Annotated in this window: 17 protein-coding genes; 7 read left to right on the top strand and 10 right to left on the bottom strand. The window is 41.7% G+C overall.

Features of this window, described 5'->3' with window-relative positions; all coding sequences use genetic code 11:
- Nucleotides 1–62: 62 nt before the first annotated feature.
- From SKC38_RS11280 to SKC38_RS11270, 3 genes are read left to right on the top strand one after another with little or no spacing between them, the layout of a single operon-like run.
- Complete coding sequence (locus SKC38_RS11280) at nt 63–3,080, top strand: tetratricopeptide repeat protein (RefSeq protein ID WP_377977249.1); 3,018 nt, start codon at nt 63–65, stop codon at nt 3,078–3,080.
- Complete coding sequence (locus SKC38_RS11275; RefSeq protein WP_377977248.1) at nt 3,081–4,760, top strand: TonB-dependent receptor; 1,680 nt, start codon at nt 3,081–3,083, stop codon at nt 4,758–4,760. It begins immediately after the preceding gene.
- Between the two features lies 1 nt (nt 4,761).
- The gene (locus SKC38_RS11270; protein ID WP_377977247.1) at nt 4,762–5,439 is read left to right on the top strand and encodes a hypothetical protein; all 678 of its coding nucleotides are present in this window, start codon (nt 4,762–4,764) and stop codon (nt 5,437–5,439) included.
- 3 nt (nt 5,440–5,442) lie between these two features.
- Here SKC38_RS11270 and SKC38_RS11265 read toward each other — a convergent pair whose 3' ends face one another.
- The 4 genes from SKC38_RS11265 to rsmA form a co-directional block, all read right to left on the bottom strand.
- A complete protein-coding gene (locus SKC38_RS11265) occupies nt 5,443–5,769 on the bottom strand; it encodes a nucleotide pyrophosphohydrolase (RefSeq protein ID WP_377977246.1) in 327 nt (108 codons plus the stop codon).
- Nucleotides 5,766–6,221: a D-aminoacyl-tRNA deacylase gene (dtd, locus tag SKC38_RS11260; protein ID WP_377977245.1), complete on the bottom strand. Its 456-nt coding sequence runs from the start codon at nt 6,219–6,221 to the stop codon at nt 5,766–5,768. The genes SKC38_RS11265 and dtd overlap by 4 nt, the downstream gene beginning before the upstream one ends.
- Nucleotides 6,222–6,224: 3 nt before the next feature.
- Nucleotides 6,225–7,601, bottom strand: a complete 1,377-nt coding sequence (gene mgtE, locus SKC38_RS11255) for a magnesium transporter (RefSeq protein WP_377977244.1) — start codon at nt 7,599–7,601, stop codon at nt 6,225–6,227.
- A 71-nt stretch (nt 7,602–7,672) separates the two neighbouring features.
- Nucleotides 7,673–8,455 carry a 16S rRNA (adenine(1518)-N(6)/adenine(1519)-N(6))-dimethyltransferase RsmA gene (rsmA, locus tag SKC38_RS11250; protein ID WP_377977243.1) on the bottom strand — a complete coding sequence of 261 codons (783 nt, stop codon included), beginning with the start codon at nt 8,453–8,455 and terminating at the stop codon, nt 7,673–7,675.
- A gap of 74 nt (nt 8,456–8,529) precedes the next feature.
- Here rsmA and SKC38_RS11245 point away from each other — a divergent pair, with 74 nt between their 5' ends.
- Together SKC38_RS11245 and clpB are read left to right on the top strand one after the other, a co-directional pair.
- On the top strand, nt 8,530–11,811 hold the full coding sequence (locus SKC38_RS11245; protein WP_377977242.1) for a PAS domain S-box protein: 3,282 nt from the start codon (nt 8,530–8,532) through the stop codon (nt 11,809–11,811).
- Nucleotides 11,812–11,925: 114 nt separating this feature from the next.
- Nucleotides 11,926–14,526 (top strand): ATP-dependent chaperone ClpB, encoded by a 2,601-nt coding sequence (gene clpB / locus SKC38_RS11240; RefSeq protein WP_377977241.1) that lies wholly within the window; start codon nt 11,926–11,928, stop codon nt 14,524–14,526.
- 168 nt (nt 14,527–14,694) lie between these two features.
- On the opposite strand, the gene SKC38_RS11235 is transcribed toward clpB, so the two are convergent.
- The 5 genes from SKC38_RS11235 to SKC38_RS11215 form a co-directional block, all read right to left on the bottom strand.
- Nucleotides 14,695–16,167, bottom strand: a complete 1,473-nt coding sequence (locus tag SKC38_RS11235; protein WP_377977240.1) for an aldehyde dehydrogenase (NADP(+)) — start codon at nt 16,165–16,167, stop codon at nt 14,695–14,697.
- A complete protein-coding gene (locus SKC38_RS11230; protein ID WP_377977239.1) occupies nt 16,164–16,991 on the bottom strand; it encodes a fumarylacetoacetate hydrolase family protein in 828 nt (275 codons plus the stop codon). The genes SKC38_RS11235 and SKC38_RS11230 overlap by 4 nt, the downstream gene beginning before the upstream one ends.
- 71 nt (nt 16,992–17,062) lie before the next feature.
- The gene (locus SKC38_RS11225) at nt 17,063–17,281 is read right to left on the bottom strand and encodes a DUF2442 domain-containing protein (protein ID WP_377977238.1); all 219 of its coding nucleotides are present in this window, start codon (nt 17,279–17,281) and stop codon (nt 17,063–17,065) included.
- Complete coding sequence (locus SKC38_RS11220; RefSeq protein WP_377977237.1) at nt 17,278–17,532, bottom strand: DUF4160 domain-containing protein; 255 nt, start codon at nt 17,530–17,532, stop codon at nt 17,278–17,280. Before SKC38_RS11220 ends, SKC38_RS11225 begins: the two co-directional genes overlap by 4 nt.
- An 88-nt stretch (nt 17,533–17,620) precedes the next feature.
- Nucleotides 17,621–18,214, bottom strand: a complete 594-nt coding sequence (locus SKC38_RS11215; RefSeq protein WP_377977236.1) for an IMPACT family protein — start codon at nt 18,212–18,214, stop codon at nt 17,621–17,623.
- A gap of 23 nt (nt 18,215–18,237) precedes the next feature.
- On the opposite strand from SKC38_RS11215, the gene SKC38_RS11210 reads away from it, so the two are divergent.
- Together SKC38_RS11210 and SKC38_RS11205 are read left to right on the top strand one after the other, a co-directional pair.
- Nucleotides 18,238–19,800, top strand: coding sequence for an NFACT RNA binding domain-containing protein (locus tag SKC38_RS11210; RefSeq protein ID WP_377977235.1), 1,563 nt, complete (start codon nt 18,238–18,240; stop codon nt 19,798–19,800).
- An 80-nt stretch (nt 19,801–19,880) separates the two neighbouring features.
- The gene (locus SKC38_RS11205; protein ID WP_377977234.1) at nt 19,881–21,554 is read left to right on the top strand and encodes a sodium/sugar symporter; all 1,674 of its coding nucleotides are present in this window, start codon (nt 19,881–19,883) and stop codon (nt 21,552–21,554) included.
- A gap of 190 nt (nt 21,555–21,744) precedes the next feature.
- Here SKC38_RS11205 and acs read toward each other — a convergent pair whose 3' ends face one another.
- Nucleotides 21,745–23,634, bottom strand: a complete 1,890-nt coding sequence (acs, locus tag SKC38_RS11200) for an acetate--CoA ligase (protein WP_377977233.1) — start codon at nt 23,632–23,634, stop codon at nt 21,745–21,747.
- Nucleotides 23,635–23,636 lie beyond the last annotated feature (2 nt).

The following is a 23,636-nucleotide window of genomic DNA, read 5'->3' as shown; positions in this document are numbered from 1 at the left end:
GAGATAAATTTGAAATAAAATTTGTATTATTGTAATAACCCTAAATATACATCTGTTCGTAGATGAAAAAACGATTATTTTATTTTAGTGTTTTAGTCTTAAGTGTGTTCTTTGTTCATCCGTTTGAAATGAAAGGCCAACAAACGGTCAAGTCAACGGACAACTTTGAGCATTTTAGGCAAGCCAAGGTGTTGTTTGATTCTAATAACTTCCCTGCCGCTCAAGAAGAATTTCGGATTTACCTTAAAACCTTACAAGGAAGCCCAACTTTGCTAGTGTCAGAGCGGACTCTTGTGGAGTATTATATTGCCATGTGTTCTATATATTCCATGAGACCCGAAGCCGAAATGCAAGCGGTAAAATTTATCTCAGATCATCCTGAAAGTCCATTTTCTGCTAAATTGGTTACGGAAATTGGGGTCTTCTATTATGAAACGGGAGATTGGGCTCGTGCCATTAAGTACTTGAGTAATTCCGCTCAAACAAATCTGGAGCATAAATATTACCTCGCCATTTCATATTATAAATCCAATTTGCTAAAAGAGGCATTGGCATTATTTAATTTATTGAAGTTGGAGTCTGAAGTTGAATTTGCCTTGCCAGCCGCTTACTATGCTGGTGTCATGCATTTTCATTTGGAAAAGTTTGAGCAAGCCATCGAAGATTTTAAACTGGCTAGTTCGGATCCCAAATATGCTGCTGAATCACCTGTTTGGATCAGTTCAGCTTACATGAAACTTAACCGCTATAGTGATCTTATTACCTATGTAAAGCCCATTTTAGCAGATAGTGCATACGGTAAATCTTCAGCTAATCTAGCTGTAATTATTGCCGAACTACAATTTCAAAAACAGGATTATGTGAACGCGGCGAAGAGTTATGCCGTGGTTAAGGAGAAATCTCCACAGATGTTAAACCGGACGCGTAATTTCAAATACGCTTTTTCGTTATATAAATCGAAACAGTTGGATGAAGCGCTTTTATTATTATCCAAATCCTCGAAAGGAATGGATTCGCTTGATCAAGAAATCGCGAAAACTAAAGCTTTGATTTTAGTAGACCAACAAAAATGGGATCTTGCCTATATTGCTTTGAAAGAAGTTGCTTCCATGCCTTTTAATAAAGAATTGGGAGATGAAGCCTATTTGATGTATTTGAGTTTGTTGCAACAAAATCAGCAATGGTCAATTTTACTGAAAGAAATCAAAGAATACCAAAAACGCACGCCTCAAAATAAACATGGGGAATTATTAGTTTCAATGGCAATCGATGCGTTAAGAAAACAAGCAAGTCTATCCGCTATTGAAGACTTTATTTTGAATTTTCCTACAGGAAAAGTTAAATTTCAAGAACTTTATCAGTCTACTTGTTACCAAATTGCCTCGAAGGCTTATGAAAAACAAGATGACAGAAGGGCTATTACCTTTTACAAAAAATCCCTTGACTTTGCGGTGAATCGAGAAATGGCTTGGTATGCTCGCTATGCTTTAGCTGAAATGCTAGCAAAGTCAAATAAGAATTCAGATGCGATAAAATTGTATGTGCCGCTATTAGCAGAAACAGTATTACCAACGGGTTCACGTGAATTAAGCCAACGCATTCGCTTAAGTTTAGCACATTCATTTGCCTACATCACCATGTACGATCGTTCCTTGCAATATTTTGAGGAATATGTAGCCAACAAATTAGATGGTCGCCGTTCGGTAGAGGATTTACGTAATTTGGCTGAGCTTTCAATTGCGAAAGGGGATATAGTCGCGGGATTGAAATATTATGACGAAGCAATTCAACAAAATTCTCCACAATCGATGGCCTTACTAGAGCGTAAAGCTACGGTTTTGTTTAACCTTCGGAAGTTTCAAGAGTCGGCTGATGCCTACCAAGCTTACAGTGTTAAATTTCCGAATGATCCGCTTGCCGACAATATGTTTTATCGAAGTAATGTAGCTTTGTCACGCTTACAAAAATCAGAAGCTTATGCGGCTGTTATTCGAAATACAAGCAAGTTTATCCAAGAGAAATCGACAAGTAATCCCCTATATGCACCATTCTTGTTGATTCGCGCACAAGCCTATGAAAATAGCAATCAATGGTTTTTAGCATCGGATGATTATGTAAACATCGTTCGCAAATTCACGACAGACTCTTCTGCCAAAGAAGCGATCATCGGAGCAACCGAGTTATTGAAAAAGGCGGGACGCTATACGGAGGCGATTGAATTGCAACATATTTACGCGAGTCAACATGGCAATGATCCGAGTATCGCCGAACAGTGGTTTGATATTTGTTCGGAAATGTTTGAACAAGCAAAATATAAATTGGTTGTTCCCGAACTTGTTCGTCTAATTCAAGAATTTCCTTCTTATAGTCAATCCGATGCCCTGAATTACATGTTGGGCGTTTCCACTTACCACACCAAGGATTTTAGTAATGCATTGATTTACCTGAAACGAAGCCTTCAAGGAGTTGGCTTTGCAAACAAAGCTCGATGGATCATTGCCTTGATATATGATGAGCAGAAACGTTCTGATTTGGCTATTAGTACGCTGGTTGATCTGAAAGCTAATATGGCCTACCAAGATACGCTAATGATTAGCGTGCAGGATAAGTTGAAACAATTGTATAGCGCTCAAAAGAAATTTGATGCACTTAACCAATTGTGGCTTGATTTAGATGTATCAGACTCCTTACGAAAGAGCCAATGGGCTTTCGAGATAGGTCAGCATGCTTCGGATGTTAATGATGTAGATCTAGCGAAACAATGGTTTGAAAAGGCTGTAAAACTGAATCAAGATGAAATAGGGGCGAAGGCAGCACTCGCGTTTGCGCAATCACTTGCTGTGCAGAAAGAGTTTAAACAGTCGAATGAATGGCTGAGTAGTCAATTCGTACAAGCTGAAAGTCGGTATTACCACATGCCTGATGCGCTTGTGGGGCAGGCCTTTTTAATCATGGCAGACAATTTTGTCCAATTAAAAAATAGTGCTCAGGCCAAAGTGATTTTGCAAAGTATTTTAGCTAATTCGTCGGATGATGCCGTGAAATTGCTAGCTAAGAAAAAAATGGAGGGAATTCAATAAATGAAGAAGATTTTTTTACTATTTATTGGCCTGTTTTGCTTACTCATGAAGGGGTATGCGCAAGAGTCGCGTATCGATCGTTCAACGATTACCATTCCGAATACCACGCGCGCGGTCATGCAGCTGAAGGTTACTGATCGGACCTATTTGCCGATGAAATCTTTTGAGCAAACAAGTAGCGTTCCTTTGCAAGTTAAATTGAAAGAATCGCAATGGAAATTAGACTCCTTGCCCCAAATTGATGCCCCTGCGGCACAGGAAATGCGCTCGGATGAGAAAAACAAAACAGCGTACGGCGAGAAATTCAAGAATGCGTTAGTGATGGGTATTGGAAATTATGGCCATTCCCTTTTTGATTTTAATGCAAGCCAAAGTGCGAAAGAAAACAAATTCCTGGGCCTTTATTTACATCATGATGCCAATCAATTTGGCCCTGTTATGTCAGAATATTCGGCTAGGAGTGAAAATTTAGCACGCCTGGAGAGTCGTTCTTTAGGACGTGTAAATTATTGGGAAAGTACATTGGAGTATAAAATGTTCTCGAATTACTATTATGGCTTCGCTGAAATTCCCTCTTTTGTAAAGGCCAATGATTTATTAGCATCTTACACGCGAATGAGTGCTGCGGGAAAATTAAGTAGTGCTAAAAAAACTCCATCTGCTGATTATGTTTTAAGCATCCAAGCAGACCAACTAACAAACGCACAAGATTTAAAGGAGTTACTCATTCAAGGGCACGGGGTATATGTGCATGGGATGTCAGAAAAGTTGCGATTCAAATTAGCCGGGGATTATATCTATTCCGAATATTCACCGAGTGCGTCATTGCAAAAATGGAATCGGAGTTTATATCGCCTTAATCCCCATTTGGCCTACAAGAGTTCGCGCGTCAGTTTGAATGCAGGATTTATGTTTGTTACTGAGTCCGATGAACCTTCCGTTGAAAAGACGAGTGTCTTCCCTATGTTGCAGATGGATTTTGGCGCCTCAGATTACATTCACTTGTTTGGAGGGGTAGGAGGTGATGTGCAATTCAATTCTTACCAAAGTTATTTAAAGCAAAATGCTTGGATGCGTACGCAGAGTCAATTGAAAAATACGAATCAAGTTGGTCATGTTTACGGCGGTATTAAAGGGATAGGTGGGAACAAAGTCATCGACTTTGAGGCGCAATATGACTATGCGGAATATTCCGACTTGCCATTTTATGTGAATGCGGTTTCAGCTCCTAATAAATTTGATGTGCAATACCGTGGAGGATTGGAAAAGGTTCAAGTCACAACCTATTCAGCTAATTTGAATTTTAATTTTACATCACAATTTACATCTAGCTTTAAGTTTAATCATGTGATTTATGAGCAATTAGGTGTGAAATTCAATGCTCCGCATATTCCAGCAACAACCTTGTCTTGGATAAACTCTTGGCGGGTTTCACCTAAGATCTTGATTGCACCGGATGTCTATTGGATGCAATCGCTGTATGCCTTAGAACCTGTCAAAAATCAGTTAATTCAGATGGATGATATTTTGGATGTCAACTTGAAAATAAATTACTTTATCAAACGAAATTTGAATATCGGTTTATCGGGCAATAACCTCTTGGGTAAAAACTATCAAAAGTATTATCAATATCAGGTGCAAGGCTTGAATGCAACCTTATCATTAGCTTATTCTTTCTAAAATGAAATACATTCTTTCCTTCTTTGTCGGGCTGTTTCTTTTTTCTTGTGGCTCTAGTAATTCGACAGAAAAAGTTAATCCTACACGTAGTTTGAATGAAGTGCTCGCTTGTGAAAACCTAGCTGGACTAACGAAAAAATATGGTAAAGATTCTTTGGTTGCAGATACAACCTGGGTGATTGGTGATGACAGTCTACGTGGTTCCATTTTATATCCCAATTCGAATCGTCAGGTGTATGTGTATTACCGGGATGGTCAAATCGTTGATGTAACGATTGTCGGTAACGCTTCGGAATGGAAAACGGATTCTGGATTGCTGCTGGGAATGCCCCTTCAATCTGTACAAGCCATTAATCAAAAGAACTTTACTTTATCCGGCTTTAACTGGAAACATGCTGGTTCCGTTGTTTCTTGGGAAGGTGGTAAATTGATGGGGGATAGTACCTTAGGGCACCTAGCGTCTTTTTCAAATGCATCTAATCTGCATGAAGGGATTTCAGATGCGGAATACCAACAAATTTCTGGTGAGACAGAATTTGACGTCCGCCATGAAGTGATTCAAAAATTGAATCCAAGTTTGGATTTGATCTCCTTAGTACGTCCCTTTATTCCAAATAAAGAAGAAGGAAAAAGCATGAGCAAACGCATTTCGGATAGCCAAGTACCAGCAGGTAAGTAGGGATTATTTGAGTTTGGGATTGTTGTGATGTCTGTCTGCATCACGAACACTTTTCTTCGCTAAGTTTTTCGCCAAAGCCTCAGTCAGATTAACGCCCGTTTGATTAGCCAAACAAATTAACACGAATAGCACATCGGCCATTTCGTCGCCGAGGTCTTTATTTCTATCCGACTCCTTCTCTGATTGTTCTCCATAGCGACGTGCGATGATGCGAGCAACTTCACCCACTTCCTCTGTTAACATCGCCATGTTGGTTAGTTCATTGAAGTATCGAACTCCCACTGTTTTGATCCACTGATCCACTTGTTCTTGTGCTTCTTCTAAGGTCATAATGAGGTGTTTTTCGAATCGATGATGATGGTTACAGGTCCATCATTGCATAAGCTAACTTGCATATCCGCACCAAATACACCCGTTTGAATCGGAGCGCCCATGGCAGTAGAAAGCTTTTCAATCATTAGCTCATATAAAGGAATTGCTTGTTCTGGTCTTGCCGAAGCTAAATAACTAGGCCGATTCCCTTTTCGGGTATCTGCAAACAAGGTGAATTGACTGATTAAAAGGATTTGGCCTGAAACCTGTTCCAAGGAAAGGTTCATTTTGCCTTCGCTATCTGAAAAAATACGCATTCCGTGAATCTTTCCTACAAGGTATTCGACATCAGTTGGGCTATCGTCAACATGTATACCTAGGAGCACAACAAATCCCGTTCCAATGGAAGCATGTAATTTGCCTTCGATGTGTAAGGAAGCCGAACTAGCTCGTTGAATAATCGCTCGCATTGCCTACAATAGGAAATAGACAATCATGAAATAAACTCCATAACCCAAGATGTCATTGGTCGTTGTAATAAATGGACCTGATGCAACTGCTGGGTTGATTTTTAATTGGTTTAAGACCAAAGGTGTTACCGTTCCCATCAAGGACGCTAGCATAACAACCGCAAACAAAGAAAGGGATACGGTAATGGAAAGCATGATTTCTCCGCTATCGATCAACATAGAACATCCGAACGCAAAAATGGCCGCAATGAGGGCGTTGATTAACGCAACGACAAATACCTTTTGAAGACGTTTCCACAAGGTGGTATCCAAACCACTTTTGTCGGCTAAGGACTGAACGATGAGTGAAGAAGATTGAATTCCCACATTTCCGCCTGTAGAACCAATCAAAGGGATAAACGCTGAAATAGCTGGTAATAAGGCAATCGTATCATCAAATCGGTCGATGATTTTAGCAGCTAAAAAGCTACCTACCATACCTCCAATCAACCAAGGTAAACGGGAACGTACCAAGAGCCACACGGAGTCATCTTCTTCTACGTCTTCCGAGATACCGGCCATCACCTGAATGTCCTCTTGCGCGGATTCCGTGATGAAATCGACCACGTCATCAATCGTAATTCGACCTAATAATCGGCCTTGAATATTCACAACAGGAATTGCTTCCAAATCGTATTTTTGCATTAAATCAGCTACTTCTTCGCCAGTACTGTAGGTTTGTACCGATACAATTTCATCTGCTTCGTAGACATCTTGAATCTTTGATCCACGCTTGGCAAGAATGATTTTTTTCAAGGAAACTGTACCTAATAAAAGACCATCATCATCCACTACGTAAACGGAATAAACCTTTTCTACATCCTCGGCTTGTCGGCGAATCTCCTCTACACATTCCGTTACCGTCTGTGTGACATTGATTTTGATCAACTCTTTCTGCATCAAACCACCCGCACAATCCTCATCATAGTGCATAAGATCAATGATGAAGCGTGCTTGTTCGCGGTCTTTCAACAATGCGATTACTTCTTCACGTATACGAACGGGTTGTTCGTTTAATATATCCACCGCGTCATCGGAATCGACAATGTTGATGTATTCAGAAATTTCTTTGGAAGTGAAATTCTTTAAGAACTTCTTACGATCATCTGTATCTAAAGCAGTGATAATCGCAGCGGCAATTTTGGTATCCAATAATTGGACCAAATACTTCGATTCCTCTCCGTTTAATTCATAAAGAATCGACGTGATATCAGCAGGGAATAAATCCTCAATCTTGGCAATGATCTCATCTTTCGCTTGATCGGTGATTAGTTGGCGAATTTCTTCTAAGAACTCTTTGGTGAGCTCAAACGGAAGGTGCTGTACATTGATTTCTTCCATGATGAGTTAATTAGATTGAATCGCAATTACGGAATTTTTGCCCAAAATGCCGTTAAGGCTATATTATTTTCTTATGCTCCTAGGTAACCGTTGGCTTCCCACAATTTGGTCAAAGTTGTAAACTCCTCAACACCTAATTGCTCTGCTCGTTTCGTTAATAAGGGATGATCAGGTAATTGCATGGCACGCAAAGCATTACGTAAAGTCTTTCTTCGTTGGTTGAAAGCCATTTTGACCAACATCTTAAAGTGTTTTGGGTCACAAGCCAATTCCTTGTTGAAGTTTCTTACCAAACGAATCACACCTGAGTTGACCTTTGGTGGTGGAGTGAAAACCTCCGGTCCTAGACTAAAGAGGTATTCGATATCGTAATAGGCTTGAAGAAGAACGCTGAGTATGCCATAGTCCTTATTGCCTGGTTTGGCAGCTAAACGTACGGCAACTTCTTTTTGTAACATGCCTACAACTTCTACACATTGGTCTTTGTATTCCAAAATGCGGAAAAATATTTGGGTAGAGATGAAATAGGGGAAGTTACCAACAATCGCAAATTTGGTATCGCCAAAGATGTTCTCTAATGGATAGCGTAAAAAGTCACCATCGATTAAGCGCGGTCCCGTGAATTCCAAATAGTTCTTGCGTAGGTAATCGACTGATTCCTTATCAATTTCGATCAAGTAGGTTTCGTATTCTTTCTTCTTGACCAGATATTGTGTCAAGACGCCCATGCCAGGACCAATTTCCAAAACTTTTTGGTAGTTGGCATAATCCTGTAAGCCATCGACGATGCGTTGGGCCGCATCTAAATCATTCAAAAAGTGTTGACCTAAATTCTTTTTTGCTCTTACTTGCACGTGTTCTTGGGGCTTAAGGGTACGCGAAATTACGCCCTTTTTTGTACATTTAAGCAAAAATAGGGAATAAAGCCATGGCTGCTTGGGCAAATAAGACAAAGGAAGATCTCATTCAGGAAATTCAAGAGCTGAAAAAGCAATTGGACGTGTTGGAAATCAACGATGGCATTGCCTCAGAGACGACTTCGAAAGAGAATCTTATCAAAACCATGTCTGGCCTAAAGTTATTTGGCATCATCATGGCGCTCGATGGGACGATTGTTTTTGCCAATGCCTATACTCATCAATTATTAAACTACAAGGCGGGCGAGTTAAACGGCAAAGATTTTTTTGGTACACTGTTACCCGAGGGAGAAACCGAAGATCGCCGAGCATCATTCCAAAAAGCCATTGCTGCTGGTGGTTTATTTGAAGATAGAGAACGGAATTACATTACGAAGACGGGTGCCATGAAATGGGTGGAGGTAGCCTCAACCATCGTTCAGGAAGCCGACCAAACTACCTATTTAAGTATCATCGGTGAAGACATCACCGAACGCAAAAAGGTATCTGAAGCTTTAAGTAGGTCAAATGCCCAGTTGCAAGACCTAATTAATAATACGACCGATTTAATTCAAATCACGGGTATTTCAGGACGCTTTCTATTTGTCAATAAAGCCTGGTTGGAGACCATGGGTTATTCCGAAGAGGAAGCGCGTGATTTAAAAATGCAGGATGTACTCCATCCCGAATTTGCTCACAACACTCAGGCGCAATTTGATTTATTGAGTAAAGGCGAGGAATTGCCGGAATTTACCGCTGTATTTCGAAGGAAAGATGGTCGCCGACTCTATGTTTCGGGATCTGCGACATGTCGATTTGAACGAGGCGCACCCACGGCCTACCGTTGTATTTTGCATAACTCGACAGCGAAAGTTCGTGCAGAACGTGCGAATAAATTGTTCTCATCCATTGCGCAGGTAGCGATTAATTCGACCAATCTGGATGATTTGTATGTGAACATTCACAAGCAATTGGGTGAAGTGATTGATGTGAAGAATTTCTTCATTGCACAATACGATCCAGGCAAAAGCTATTTATATTTCCCTTATTACATCGATGAGTATTTTGACTCGCGTGTTCATTTTACGAAACGTAAACTGGGAAATGGTTTGACTGAATATGCGATCATGGCGAATAAGCCTTTGATTTTGCATGATGATGATATTCACCAACTCGCCAAAGAGAAGAAGATTTATTTATATGGTGTCGTTCCTAAAGTAATGCTTTGCGTTCCATTGCGTATAGGTGATCGCGTAACGGGAATCATTGGGGTGAAGTCCTATGAGCGTGCCAATAAATACGAGAATAGAGATTTGGAGTTATTAGACTTTATCTCGAGCCAAGTGGCGGTGGCTATCGCACGTAAGCAGGCAGAAGAGGCTTTGGCACATGAAACGGCTCGTTTAAATGCCATTTTTGAGGGGAGCTCCCACTTAATGTGGTCGGTGAATAAACGATTAATGCTGACGAGTTTTAATCACGAATACGCGGAATTGCTCGAGCAGCAATTGCAGATTAAGCCGCAGTTGAATTTTAGTACAGAAAGTATGGGTTTCCAACTGGTTGCGCCGAATGAGCGAAGACCTTTGGAAGATAAATATAAAATGGCCTTCCGTGGGCAAAAGCAACACTTTGAACTGGAGCTGGCAACTAAGTCAGGCGAACAAAAGTGGTTGGAAATTTATCTGAATCCGATCCTATCTGGTGGAAATATTGCTGAGGTGTCCGGTATCGCAAGGGATATTACGAACCTGAAGAAATACCAAGAAGAACTTGTGGAAGCGCGCGAACAAGCGGAACATTCCTTGAAAGTGAAGGAACAGTTTTTAGCGAATATGTCCCATGAGATTCGTACGCCCATGAACGGGGTAATTGGGATGGTGGATTTATTGTGCGACTCGCCTTTGAATGAAGACCAACAAGATTATTTACAAACGATTCGTAAATCATCTGAAACGCTCCTTCATATTCTGAATGACATTTTGGATTTAGCCAAAATCGAAGCTGGGAAAATGGTTTTACATCCGGCTGATTTGGTATTCGAAGATTTATTGGATCGTTTGATGGCTTTATTTACCCCGATTGCGCATCAAAAAGGAAATAAGGTTGCTTATTCCATCGCGGAGGATGTTCCTAAGGTGGTTGTGGCTGATGAAACCCGACTATTACAAATTCTGTCCAATTTAACTTCCAATGCTTTAAAGTTTACTGAAAATGGCGCGGTGACAATTTCGGTTTCAACGGCGAAGAAGACGGATACGCAAGTTGATTTGTTGGTGCGTGTGACGGATACTGGAATTGGGATCAGTCCAGAAAATTTAAAGAAATTATTCTCGGCCTTCCAACAATTAGATAATTCAACTTCGAAGAATTACGGCGGAACAGGCTTAGGATTAGCGATTTCTCGTGAATTCTGTAAAATGATGGAAGGTGAAATCGGTGTTGAATCAGAGGAAGGAAAAGGTAGTACATTTTGGTTTACCGTACGTTTGGCAATTGGTGATGCGTCAAAAGCCTCTTCGATTCAACAGGCAGACCGTTTCGATATTGCTGGGACTTTAAAAGAAGTGCATGCTCGGATTTTATTGGTTGACGATAATGCGACCAACCGGAAAGTAGCGTCTCAAATATTAATGAAAGCGGGTTGTGTGGTCGAGACAGCCACGAGTGGGAGGGAGGCAATCGATCGCTTGTCGAAGGATACCGATTTTGATTTAGTCCTCATGGATATTCAGATGCCGGAAATGGATGGAATGGAGACCACTCGCCGACTGAAAAAATCGTTCATCGAATTACCTCCAATCGTGGCAATGACCGCTTATGCCATGAAAGAAGACAGGGAGCGATTCCTAGCTGCCGGAATGGATGATTATTTAGCGAAACCGATTAGGGCACAACAGCTTATTAAAATGGTAGGGAAATGGGTTCATGATGGACATGCGCCTGAGGATGTTATCCTGGATCTATCCCATCATGTAGTGGATGAAGAGGTTTTGAAATCGCTATCTGATGCCGTGGGTGGAGATCCTGTTTTTGTTGAAGGGATGTTGGTCGAATTTATCGCAGAAGCCGAAGAGCAAATTGCTTTGGCTGAACAAGCTTATTCTCGAAACGACTGTAAAGGTGTACAATCGGAACTACATACCTTGAAAGGAAATTCGGGTACGTTGGGAGCAGCCCAAGTCCACAATATTTGTGAGAAAATTGAGTTGAAGGCCAAGGTCTGTGAGTTTAGCCAATTTCCCCATGAGATCGTAGAATTGAAAGAAGCATTAGCTGCTTTTAAGCAGGTGATTTCAGACAGATTCGCCTAATACGTGCCATAATGGCCGATTTTCTTTGCGTGAACCCCAGTGATTCACGCCAAAATTTCCGTTATTTATTCTTGGTTGTTCAATTGCATAAAGTCCTGCAAATATTTTAACCACATGAATCCAAATAACTATACTTCCCAATCGAGTGTCATCATTCAGCAGGCGATGGAAATTGCGCAGGAGAGAGGCCAACAGGCCATCGAGACTGGGCATTTGTTGCAGGCGATTTTACATGATGATACTCAAACCGTTTCATTTCTTTTGAAGAAATTAGGCGTGAATCCTTCCCAAATCCAAACAGCTTTACAGCCCATATTAAACACCTATCCGAAGGTATCAGGCGACCAAGCCTATGCGAGCAATGCTTTGCAACAAGCCTTGCAACGCGCAGATAAATTAAAAGCGGATTTTGGAGATACGTTTGTGAGCGTGGAGGTTTTGTTTTTATCCCTATTGGATGGAAACGATTCCGTGGCCGATGCCTTGAAAAAGCTCGGATTAACAACGAAGAATTTTAAACAAGCAATCATCGAACTAAGAGGAAATAGAAAAGTGAACGATCCACATGCAGAAAGTACTTACCAGTCTTTGGAAAAGTATGGTAAGAATTTAAATGAATTAGCGAAGGCAGGTAAAATTGACCCAGTGATTGGACGCGACGAAGAGATTCGTCGGGTCTTACAAATCCTTTCCCGTCGGACCAAAAACAATCCTATGTTGGTAGGTGAGCCGGGTGTAGGTAAAACGGCGATTGTCGAAGGGTTAGCCCAACGAATTGTATCAGGTGATGTGCCTGAGAATTTGAAGTCCAAAATTGTCATGTCCTTGGATATGGGATTGTTGGTGGCCGGTGCCAAATACAAAGGAGAATTTGAGGAGCGTTTGAAAGCGGTCATTAAAGAGGTGACGGATTCCGATGGTGAGATTGTCTTATTCATCGATGAGATTCACACCTTGATTGGTGCTGGAGGTGGAGGCGAGGGTGCTATGGATGCGGCCAATTTATTGAAGCCAGCTTTGGCTCGTGGTGAATTGCATGCAATCGGTGCGACGACATTAAAAGAATACCAAAAATACATCGAGAAGGATAAGGCGTTAGAACGTCGTTTTCAATCGGTGATTGTGGATGAACCCGATGTAGCGGATGCGATTTCCATTTTGCGGGGTATCAAAGATAAATATGAGTTGCACCATGGGGTGCGAATTCAAGATGATGCAGTTATAGCGGCGGTTGAATTGTCTAGCCGATATATTTCGGATCGTTTCTTGCCGGATAAGGCGATAGATTTGATGGATGAGGCTGCAGCGAAAATGCGTTTGGAGATTGATTCCGTGCCTGAGGCGATCGATGATATCCAACGGAAGATTATGTCGTTGGAGATTGAGCGCGAAGCGATTCGTCGGGAAAATAACAAGGAAAAAGAAGCAGTCTTAAATCGAGAATTAGCCGATTTGTCGGAGAAACGTGATGCGCTCAAGGCGCAATGGCAATCCGAGAAAGGTGTCTTGGATACGATTCGTGCTGAGAAAGAGAAGATTGATAAGTTAAAACTCGAAGCAGATCAAGCGGAGCGCCAAGGGGATTATGGTAAGGTAGCCGAGATTCGTTATGGTCGTTTGGTGGAATCAGAACAGAAATTGAAAGATTTACAGGCCCAGTCCCAAGGTGAGAATGGTATGTTGCAGGAAGAGGTGACGGCAGAGAATGTTGCTGAGGTAGTTGCTAAATGGACAGGTATTCCCGTGAGCAAAATGTTGCAAACGGAGATTGAGAAGTTATTGCATCTGGAAGATGAGTTACACAAACGTGTTGCGGGTCAAGATCAAGCGATTGAGTTGGTTTCCGATGCGGTTAGACGTTCGCGTGCGGGATTGCAAGATCCACGCAGACCCATCGGTTCTTTTATCTTCCTAGGAACAACCGGGGTAGGTAAGACGGAATTAGCGAAGTCTTTGGCATCCTATCTGTTCAATGACGAGAATGCTATCGTTCGAATAGACATGTCGGAGTACCAAGAACGCCACGCCGTTTCGCGTCTCGTGGGAGCGCCTCCGGGATACGTAGGATATGATGAGGGTGGCCAATTGACGGAAGCGGTGCGCCGTAAGCCTTATTCGGTTGTGTTGTTGGATGAAATTGAAAAGGCGCATCCGGATGTTTGGAACATCTTGTTGCAGGTGTTGGATGAAGGCCGATTGACCGATAATAAAGGTCGGACGGCGAATTTCAAGAACACGATTATCATCATGACTTCGAATATTGGTAGTCATTTGATTCAAGAGAAATTAGGCCAAATGGAGGGCTGGAACAATGCCATTGTTTTGGAGGAGGCGAAAGAAGAGGTTATGGCTTTGTTGAAGCAACAAGTTAGACCGGAGTTCTTGAATCGGGTGGATGAGGTTGTGTTGTTTGAGCCATTAACGCAGGAGCATGCACGTAAGATTTTGAGTATTCAGTTTAAGGAGATTCAGAATCGTTTGGCAGAGCAACATATCACGATTGAAGCGACTGAGGAGGCTTTGGATAAATTAGCCAAAGAAGGATTTGATCCTTTGTATGGCGGTCGGCCGATGAAGCGCGTTCTCCAACGAGTTGTGTTGAACGAATTGTCGAAGTCCATTTTATCGGGTAAGATTCAAAAGGAATCCGCGGTGTTGATGGATGTGGATAAGGAGGGCAATTTGACCTTTGAGAATGTGGAAGTGGAGATTTAAATAGGGTACCCCCAGGCGGAAGCCTTTAGAGCCCCAGACTAAAGTCTGGGGTTTTTAACTTTATAGCCCTAGGCTTTAGCCTAGGGTTTGCTTTGCGCCGATACCCCAGACTAAAGTCTGGGGTATTTTATTTTTAGAGACGCGAGGTATCGCGTCTCTAAAAGTTGCCTAAAAATTCTGCCAACAAACCGGTCTCGTAAACCGATAAATGGCTTCAGTACCTACCGAAGTACTGCGTGCATCCGTTGTTGCAGGGAAAGGGCCACCATGCACCATCGCAGGGGAAACTTCCACTCCCGTTGGGAAGCCATTTAAAAGTATACGCCCAACCTTTTGGCTAACTTCGTCAATGAGTTCATCTAACGTTGTAAGCTCAATGGGTTCCGCTTGAATGGTTGCGGTGAGTTGGCCTGGCATCTGTTCCGTAAAAGCAATCATCTCAGCTAAATCTTGACAAACAACAGCTAACGTACAAGGGCCAAAAACCTCTTCCATCACCTCAGGATAAGCTAATGCCTCCTTTACGGACGTGCTAAATAAACTTGGAGCCGGACTAGCTGAAGCCGTTAATCGTTGTGTAGCAGGATGATGATTCAAGGTCGTAAAACCATGCTCAAAGGATTTTTTGATCCCAGCAGTTAAGAAGGTGCCCAAAGGCATTTGGTCTAATTTCGAGGCTAAGGTATTTAAAAACGCTTGATCCTTTTCGAGGATAACAATCAATCCGGGATTGGTGCAAAATTGGCCTACGCCCAAACATATCGATTGACTGAATACCTCTGCCAAAGCTTCGCCTTGCAATGCAATTCGATCGCTAAACAAGTAAACGGGATTGATGGAGCCCATTTCAGCATAGACAGGAATAGGGACTTCCCGGCGAACCGCGAGGTCGAATAGCGCTTTTCCGCCTTTGTAGGAACCAGTAAATGCAACGGCTTTTGTTAAGGGGTGTGTCACCAAATACCCGCCGATTTCATGTCCTTGCGCATGTAAAAGAGAGAAGGTTCCATCGGGCATTTCTGTTTTTTGAGCCGCTTTTTGAATCGCTTGGCCTACTAAATCACAGGTATTTGGATGAGCAGGATGTGCTTTGAAAACCACGGGACAACCGGCAGCTAAAGCGGATAAGGTATCTCCTCCGGCCACAGAAAAGGCTAAAGGAAAATTGCTCGCCCCGAAAACGACCGTTGGACCCAAAGGAATTTGTGTTTGGACCAAACGAGGCTTAGGTAGCGGTTGGCGTTCCGGCATCGCTTCATCGACGATTTCTCGTTTCCAAGTAGGGTTTGATATGAAATTGGCAAATGCTTGAATTTGGCCGATCGTCCTACCTCTTTCTCCGCTGATGCGCGCTTCAGGTAATCCTGATTCTGCGCAAGCTGTTTGGATTAATAGATCGCCGATAGCTAAAATTTCATCAGCAATTGCATTAAGAAAGCTCGCCCGTTTTTCGTCGGAAATTTTGCGATACGTTTTGAATGCCGAGGAGGCTTTTAATAAGGCTTCATGAGCTTCATCATCCGTTGCCTCTGTAAAAACTTGAGGTAATAATTCGCCCGTAGCTGCTTGAACCCCTTGAAAATTCCGATGACCGGATGCTTTTATTTGAAAGCCTATTAGTTGTTTTCCTGTTAAATTCATGGGTGTACAGTTTGAATCAGCGTGCCGATGGGCTCGATTTGTATATGTATTTCGTCGTTTGCTTGTAAGGTAAAAGGAGGATCAGGCACAATGCAGGTTCCGGTCATTAAATAGGCACCTTGTGGGAAGCTCATTTCACGGGTTAAATAGTCTCTTAGTTCCGTGTGGCTACGCTTCATTTGGGAAATGGTTGTATCACCTTGAAAGACTTCTTGCTGTGCTCTGAAAATGCGCATGGAAATAAGCGTTTCGGGAGCGAGAGGGCTTTCTGTTACTAATAAGCATGGGCCAATTCCTGCGGAGGCGTCGTACACTTTGGCTTGTGGAAGATACAGCGGATTTTCCCCTTCAATATCCCGTGAGCTCATGTCGTTGCCGATGAGGTAACCCGCGATTTGTTTGTTGCGATTAATAAACAAGGTCAATTCCGGTTCTGGGACATTCCAAGCGGAATCCTTACGGATTCGAACGAGTCCATTTTGGCCTACAGCTCTTAATTTATTGCCTTTATAGAATATTTCAGGTCTTTCCGCATCATAGACTTTGTCGTAAAAGGTATCTCCTCCGGATTCTTTGGATTCCTCCATGCGGGCCACTTTACTCCTTAAATAGGTCACACCAGCTGCCCAAATTTCTTGGGAATCGATGGGTGTTTGAATAGAAGCGCGTGAATTGCCTGCGTATGACTGTTTTTCGCAGAATTGAAATAAATGATCTTGATTGATGCAATCATTCCAATTTTCGGATATGACTGGGGTCAATTGCCCAGACGCATTTTCGATTTGGATACCTGAATCGACGCGGTAAATTTTATAGTAGTTCATAGGTTTAGCTAGCATGTAAGATGCTTTAAACAAATCTACTGAATGAAAGTCGAAGGGAAAAGGGTGGAGGCTTATAAATTTGGAAAGGAGAGGTCTTCGTCGATGAGTGGCCAATGTACCCCAGTTCCCGAAGGACTAATTTCGAATGTGTTTCTTTCGATGGTGGAAGCGTGCATCAATTTTTGTGAAATTGTAGCTAAAGCCGTTTTAATTGATTTTTTTTCACCTTGAATGATGATCATATCACCCTCAAATCGAATTTCCCGAATGTGTTTTTGATTTGATTTCATTGGTAATAGTTGAAATAATTATTCCAAGTTTTGATGATCCTAGGTAATTGCTCAATTAAAAGTTCTTCTATTTCTCGTTGCTGAATTGGCTTCAAATTAAATGAATTTGCATAGGATATCATATTCAATTTTTGACTAATCCAATATTTTACTTCAGTTTCACCTTTAATTGCATGGATATGCATTTGTTCTTTTCCATCATTGGAATAAAAAAATACTCTCCAGCCTTTTTGTTGAAAAATAGTGGGCATTTCGTTTGATTTGCCCGAAGTAAACCAAACAATCGTTCGACTGATCTTTTAAAACTGATAATCAATTTAGATTATCAAAAGATTGATTTTAAAAGGTTTCTAATGCCTTCTCAAAAGCATTTTGGATCTCCGCTGAGATGCGATGCGGGAAACTAAGTTTATACCAACAATCATTATTGACCTCTTGCTCGACAATTTGAATAGGATATTTTTTGATCACTTTCATGACTTCATTCATTTGGGGGTAACTGAAGCGGATTTCATAGGTGTCCATCGGTTCGATTTCGATGATGTTGGCTGCTGCAAAGGCTTCGAGGCTTGCTTCTTTGTAGGCATGAATTAAGCCGGGAACGCCTAATAAGGTTCCTCCAAAATACCGAACCACCGCAACGAGTGTGTAGTGGACATTGTTTGACAGAATCGTATTTAAAATCGGTTTACCCGCACTTCCCGAAGGCTCCCCATCGTCGTTCGACCGGGCTTCTTCCGGCGTAAAACCGAGTCGGTAAGCGTAGCAAATATGTCTAGACTTCGGATGCAATTCCTTTAAGGAATTTATCTGTTCCTTGATATCTTCGACATCTTTCACGGGAAATACATATCCGATGAATTTACTTCCTTTATCTTTGTAGAGTCCCTCGGCGGGTTGTGAAACGGAAAGATAGGAATCAGGAAGGGACATGCTTGCAAATAAAAATTCAATTTATGCATAACAATCATTTTTTCCTACGAATCTTAGCTCGGGAGCTACGTCAAATTTTGACCTATGCGCGGCTCAAGCAATGTTTTTCGCAGGAAAAGGATGAATTAGTCATTGGATTTGAGCGGCAAAATGGACAAGATTTTTGGATCAAATGTAGTTTTGGTTCGCAGTTTTCGAGTTTACAATTTCCGGATGAATTCCGACGGGCCGGTCGGAATTCCGTGGATTTGTTTTCTGATTTGCTCCTTCATGAAGTGCAAGATGTACGTGTTTTTGAGAATGAGCGCGCTATTGGTTTATATTTCCTGGGTGAACAGGTTTTGGTTTTGAAATTATTTGGCAATCGTTCCAATGTAATCCTTTTTCAAGTAGGGGAACATCAAGGCCAATTTCAGAAACGATTAGGTAAGGATTTTGATTTGACTTTGGGACAATTGGATCGGTCGATCGATCAGTCCTATGAAGCCTTTCAAGAAGCCGAAGGGGATTGGATGGCATTGTATCCAACTTTAGGAAAAGAAGGAGGCAATTATTTGCAAAGGTTGGGCTATACGAATCAATCGATGGAAGGTCAATGGAAACTCTTGCAGCAAACGTTGCAATGGCTTGATGAACCCCAGATTTCAATCGTTGAGACGGCTAAAGGAATTGCATTGACTTTATTTCCTAATGATGGAGAAGTCCTTTATCAAACGAAGAATGTGTTTGATGCTTTGAATCAATTTTATTCCTTGCATTATTCGGTAGGGGAATTTCGGAGGGAGAAATCTTTGTTGATGGAAACTCTGGGTAAATTACACCTTAAGGCGATTCATTACCTGGAAAGTTTAGAAAAGCAGCAAGTTAAACGTGATTCGAGTTTAGCTTATGAAGAAATTGGAAATATTTTGATGGCCTTTTTGAATCTGATTCCCTCAGGAGCTAAGTCGGTTGAACTAGACGATTTTTACCACGGAGGAAAGGTTACTATTAAACTAAATCCTTTGTTGTCGGGCCCTGAAAACGCCGAGAATTACTATCGAAAGGCGAAGAATTTCTCCAAAGAAATTGCGCAATGGGAGGCTACAGTTGCCAGAAAAAAGGCTGAAATTGTTGAATTAGGGACCCAACTGAAAGGCGTCGAAGCAGCTCAGGTTCGAAGGGAGTTGAAGCCTTATTTACAATATTTAAAGGTCCAACAATCGACCAAACAATCGTCGGAAGAATTGCCATTTAAGCAATTTGTGACATCGGGATGGACGATTTGGGTGGGCAAGAATGCGAAGAATAACGATTTATTGACGCTGAAATATGCAAAGAAATTTGATATTTGGTTGCATGCGCGGGATGTTTCGGGTTCCCATGTGATTATTCGAAATCCCCAACAGCAAACGGTACCCAAACATGTGATTGAGAAGGCTGCAGAACTTGCTGCGCATTTTTCTAAACGGGCGACTGAGTCGCTTTGTCCTGTTATTGTGACCGCGAAAAAATATGTTCGAAAGACGAAAGATTTATTACCTGGGCAAGTGATTGTTGATCGGGAGGAAGAGGTCGTATTAGTTAGACCGAATTATTGGGAATAGTATAATTCCGTTAAATCCTTTTCTTTTCTCCTGAAATACCCTATTTTCGCAAAGATTACCCTTAACTAAACCCACTTTTTATGCAAGCACACAGTTTACAGCTGCTCGACTATCTCGTATTTTTATTTTATTTTATCGTCGTTTCAGGCTACGGTTATTGGATTTACAATAAGAAAAAGTCAAAAATTGCGGATTCAAATGATTTCTTTTTAGCGGAAGGATCATTAACCTGGTGGGCCATTGGTTCTTCCTTGATTGCATCAAATATCTCTGCAGAACAGTTCATTGGGACTTCTGGAGATGGTTTTCAGATGGGTTTGGCGATCGCTACTTATGAGTGGATGGCAGCAGCAACGCTATTGATTGTTGCGATTTTCTTCATGCCGATCTATTTGAAGAACAAGATTTTTACCATGCCTCAGTTTTTAAATAGACGGTATAATTCTACGGTGAGTTTGATTATGGCTGTTTTTTGGTTGTTGTTATACATCGCGGTTAACTTAACATCCATTTTATATTTAGGCGCTTTAGCTGTTTCTACGATTTCCGGATTAGACTTCACGGTTTGTATGATTGCGATGTCGGCATTTGCCATTGTAATCACACTAGGCGGAATGAAGGTAATTGGTTACACCGACGTAATTCAAGTAGTTTTCTTGGTATTGGGAGGTTTGGTGACTTCTTATTTGGCCTTGAATTTAGTTTCTACACGTTTTGGAGGCGAAGGAGTTGTGAATGGTTTGAATCATTTAATGACCAAAGCGCCCGATCATTTCCACATGATTTTCAGCAAAGACAACGCAAATTATCCATCGCTACCAGGTTTAGCTGTGTTAATTGGGGGTATGTGGATTGTCAACTTAAACTATTGGGGTTGTAATCAATATATTACCCAACGTGCCTTGGGAGCTGATTTGCCAACAGCCCGTAACGGGATTTTGTTTGCTGCATTCTTAAAAATGATGATGCCTATTATCGTGGTTTTACCTGGTATTGCGGCGTATTTATTGTGGAAAGATGGGATGTTCCAAGCAGAAATGATGAAAGATGGCGTTTTGAGCAAGGATAATGCATACCCTGTGTTATTGAACTTGTTGCCAGTAGGTTTGAAAGGATTATCGTTTGCAGCATTAACAGCTGCTGTAGTTGCTTCAATGGCAGGTAAAGCGAATTCAATCTCGACGATTTTCACGTTGGATATTTATAAGAACTACATCAATCCCAAAGCAACTGAGAAACAATTGGTTTCGATTGGACGTCTTGCAGTGGTTGCTGCTATAATCATCGCTATTTTAATCGCTCCTTTTATGGGTATCGATAAGAAAGGTGGTTTCCAATTCATTCAGGAATATACGGGGTATTTTTCACCGGGTATTTTTGCCTTGTTTATCATGGGATTCTTCTGGAAACGTACGACTTCAAAAGCAGCTTTATTCGCTTTATTGGGTGGTGTAACTTTCTCTGTCGTATCTAAGTATATTCCTACTTGGACAGGCGTTACAGATTCTATCTTCTATTCGTCTTTCCAAGATGCAGATGGCATGTATGTGATTCCTTTTATTGATCGTATGGGATGGGTATTTACATTCTGTATCACTTCGATGGTGGTTATCTCATTGTTAGATCCTGAATCGAAGAACAATCCAAAAGGCTTGGAAATCGATGCGAAGATGTTCAAATTGGCACCTTCATTTATCGCGGGCTCTGTGATAATTGTGATGATGTTGTTGATGTTGTATACTTATTTTTGGTAGGTAAGAGTTAAGAACTAAGAGTGAAGAGTTACTTTATTACTCAGATAAAAAACCTCAGGATTTATTCTGAGGTTTTTTCATATAAAAAATGCCCGAAGTTTTCACCTCGGGCACTCACTATATTCTTAATTCTTCACTCTTAGTTCTTCACTCTTCACTCTTCACTCTTCACTCTCCACTCTTAACTCTTTCAAAGCGCCCCTTCAATAATCGAATCCACCACACTCGGATCCAACAAAGTAGACGTGTCTCCTAGGCTTCCAAATTCACCCTCTGCTACCTTACGTAAAATTCGGCGCATGATTTTGCCCGAACGGGTTTTGGGTAAACCTGTAACGAATTGGATCTTATCCGGTTTGGCAATAGGCCCGATAACACGAGCTACAGTCGCCAAAATATCTTTTCTTGTTAATTCATCGTTGATCGTTGGATGCTCGCAAATCACATAGGCATAGATACCTTGTCCTTTGACATCATGCGGAAATCCGACAACTGCCGACTCAATGACACCCGTGTGCATATTGATTGCATTTTCAACCTCAGCAGTTCCGATGCGGTGGCCTGAGATATTCATGACATCATCGACCCGACCAGTGATGCGGTAATAGCCATCTTCATCACGCATACATCCATCACCGGTGAAGTAAAGTCCCGGATAGGTTGAGAAATAAGTGGATTTGCATCTTTCATGGTCGCCATATGTCGTACGGATAATGGATGGCCAAGGGTATTTGATACACAAGTTGCCATTAACGCCATTACCTAAGATTTCTTTGCCATATTCATCAACTAAAATCGGTTGGACTCCAGGCAATGGAAGTGTGGCAAAGGCAGGTTTCAACGGCGTAATTCCAGCAATTGGAGAGATCATTAATCCTCCGGTTTCGGTTTGCCACCAGGTATCGACAATCGGGCAATTGCCTTTCCCGATTTTCTCATGATACCACTGCCAAGCTTCTTCGTTGATCGGTTCGCCCACAGATCCTAATACGCGCAAAGAACTTAAGTCTTTGCCCTCCAAAAACGAATCGCCAAAACCCATCAACGAACGAATCGCCGTAGGAGCCGTGTAGAAAATGTTGACCTGATGACGTTTGATGATATCCCAGAAACGACCTGCATCTGGATAGGTCGGGATTCCTTCGAATAAAACAGAAATTGCTCCATTCAATAAAGGTCCATAAACCAAATAGGAGTGGCCTGTGATCCAACCGATATCGGCCGTACAGAAGAAGACATCACCTGGATTGTATTGGAAAACATTGGCAAATGTATAGGCCGTATAAACCATGTAACCTCCACAGGTATGTACAACGCCTTTCGGTTTGCCGGTTGAGCCAGAGGTATAAAGAATAAACAAAGGATCCTCCGCATTCATTGGCTCTGCTGCACATTCTTCGGATGCTTGTGACTCTTCCTCTTCCCACCATAAATCCCGGCCTTTCAACATGGAAACCGGTGTTTTTGTACGTGTTTTGACGATGACTGTTTCTACGCAAGGGCAAGAAGTTAATGCCTCATCCACGGTTTCTTTCATCGGAATGCTTTTATTCCCGCGAACAGCACCATCCGTCGTTATCACGATTTTACATTGCGAATCATTGATCCGATCCGAAATCGATTGTGCTGAAAAGCCACCAAATACGACCGAGTGTATCGCCCCGATACGCGCGCAGGCCAAAACAGCAATGGCTAATTCGGGAATCATTGGCATGTAAATACATACCCGATCTCCTTTTTTGACACCTTGTGCTTTTAATACATTACTGAATTTACAAACCCGTGCGTGCAGTTGGCGGTAGGTCAAGGTGATTGCTTCATCTCCCGGTTCGTTAGGCTCATAAACAATCGCTGCCTGATCCGGAATTGTTTTTAGATGACGATCCAGCGCATTGGCAGTAATATTCATTTGACCATCTTCAAACCATTTGACAGAATAGTCATCAAAACTCCAATCCAACACTTTGGTAAATGGTTTAATCCAATCAAATTCATTGGCAATATTCGCCCAGAATTCTTCTGGTTTTTCAATACTTAGGGAATACGCTTCGTGGTATTCTTGTAAACTCGTAATTCTCATTG

The organism is Aquirufa echingensis (assembly GCF_042714525.1).
Taxonomy (GTDB): domain Bacteria; phylum Bacteroidota; class Bacteroidia; order Cytophagales; family Spirosomataceae; genus Aquirufa; species Aquirufa echingensis.
This window is presented reverse-complemented; position numbering and strand designations above follow the sequence as displayed.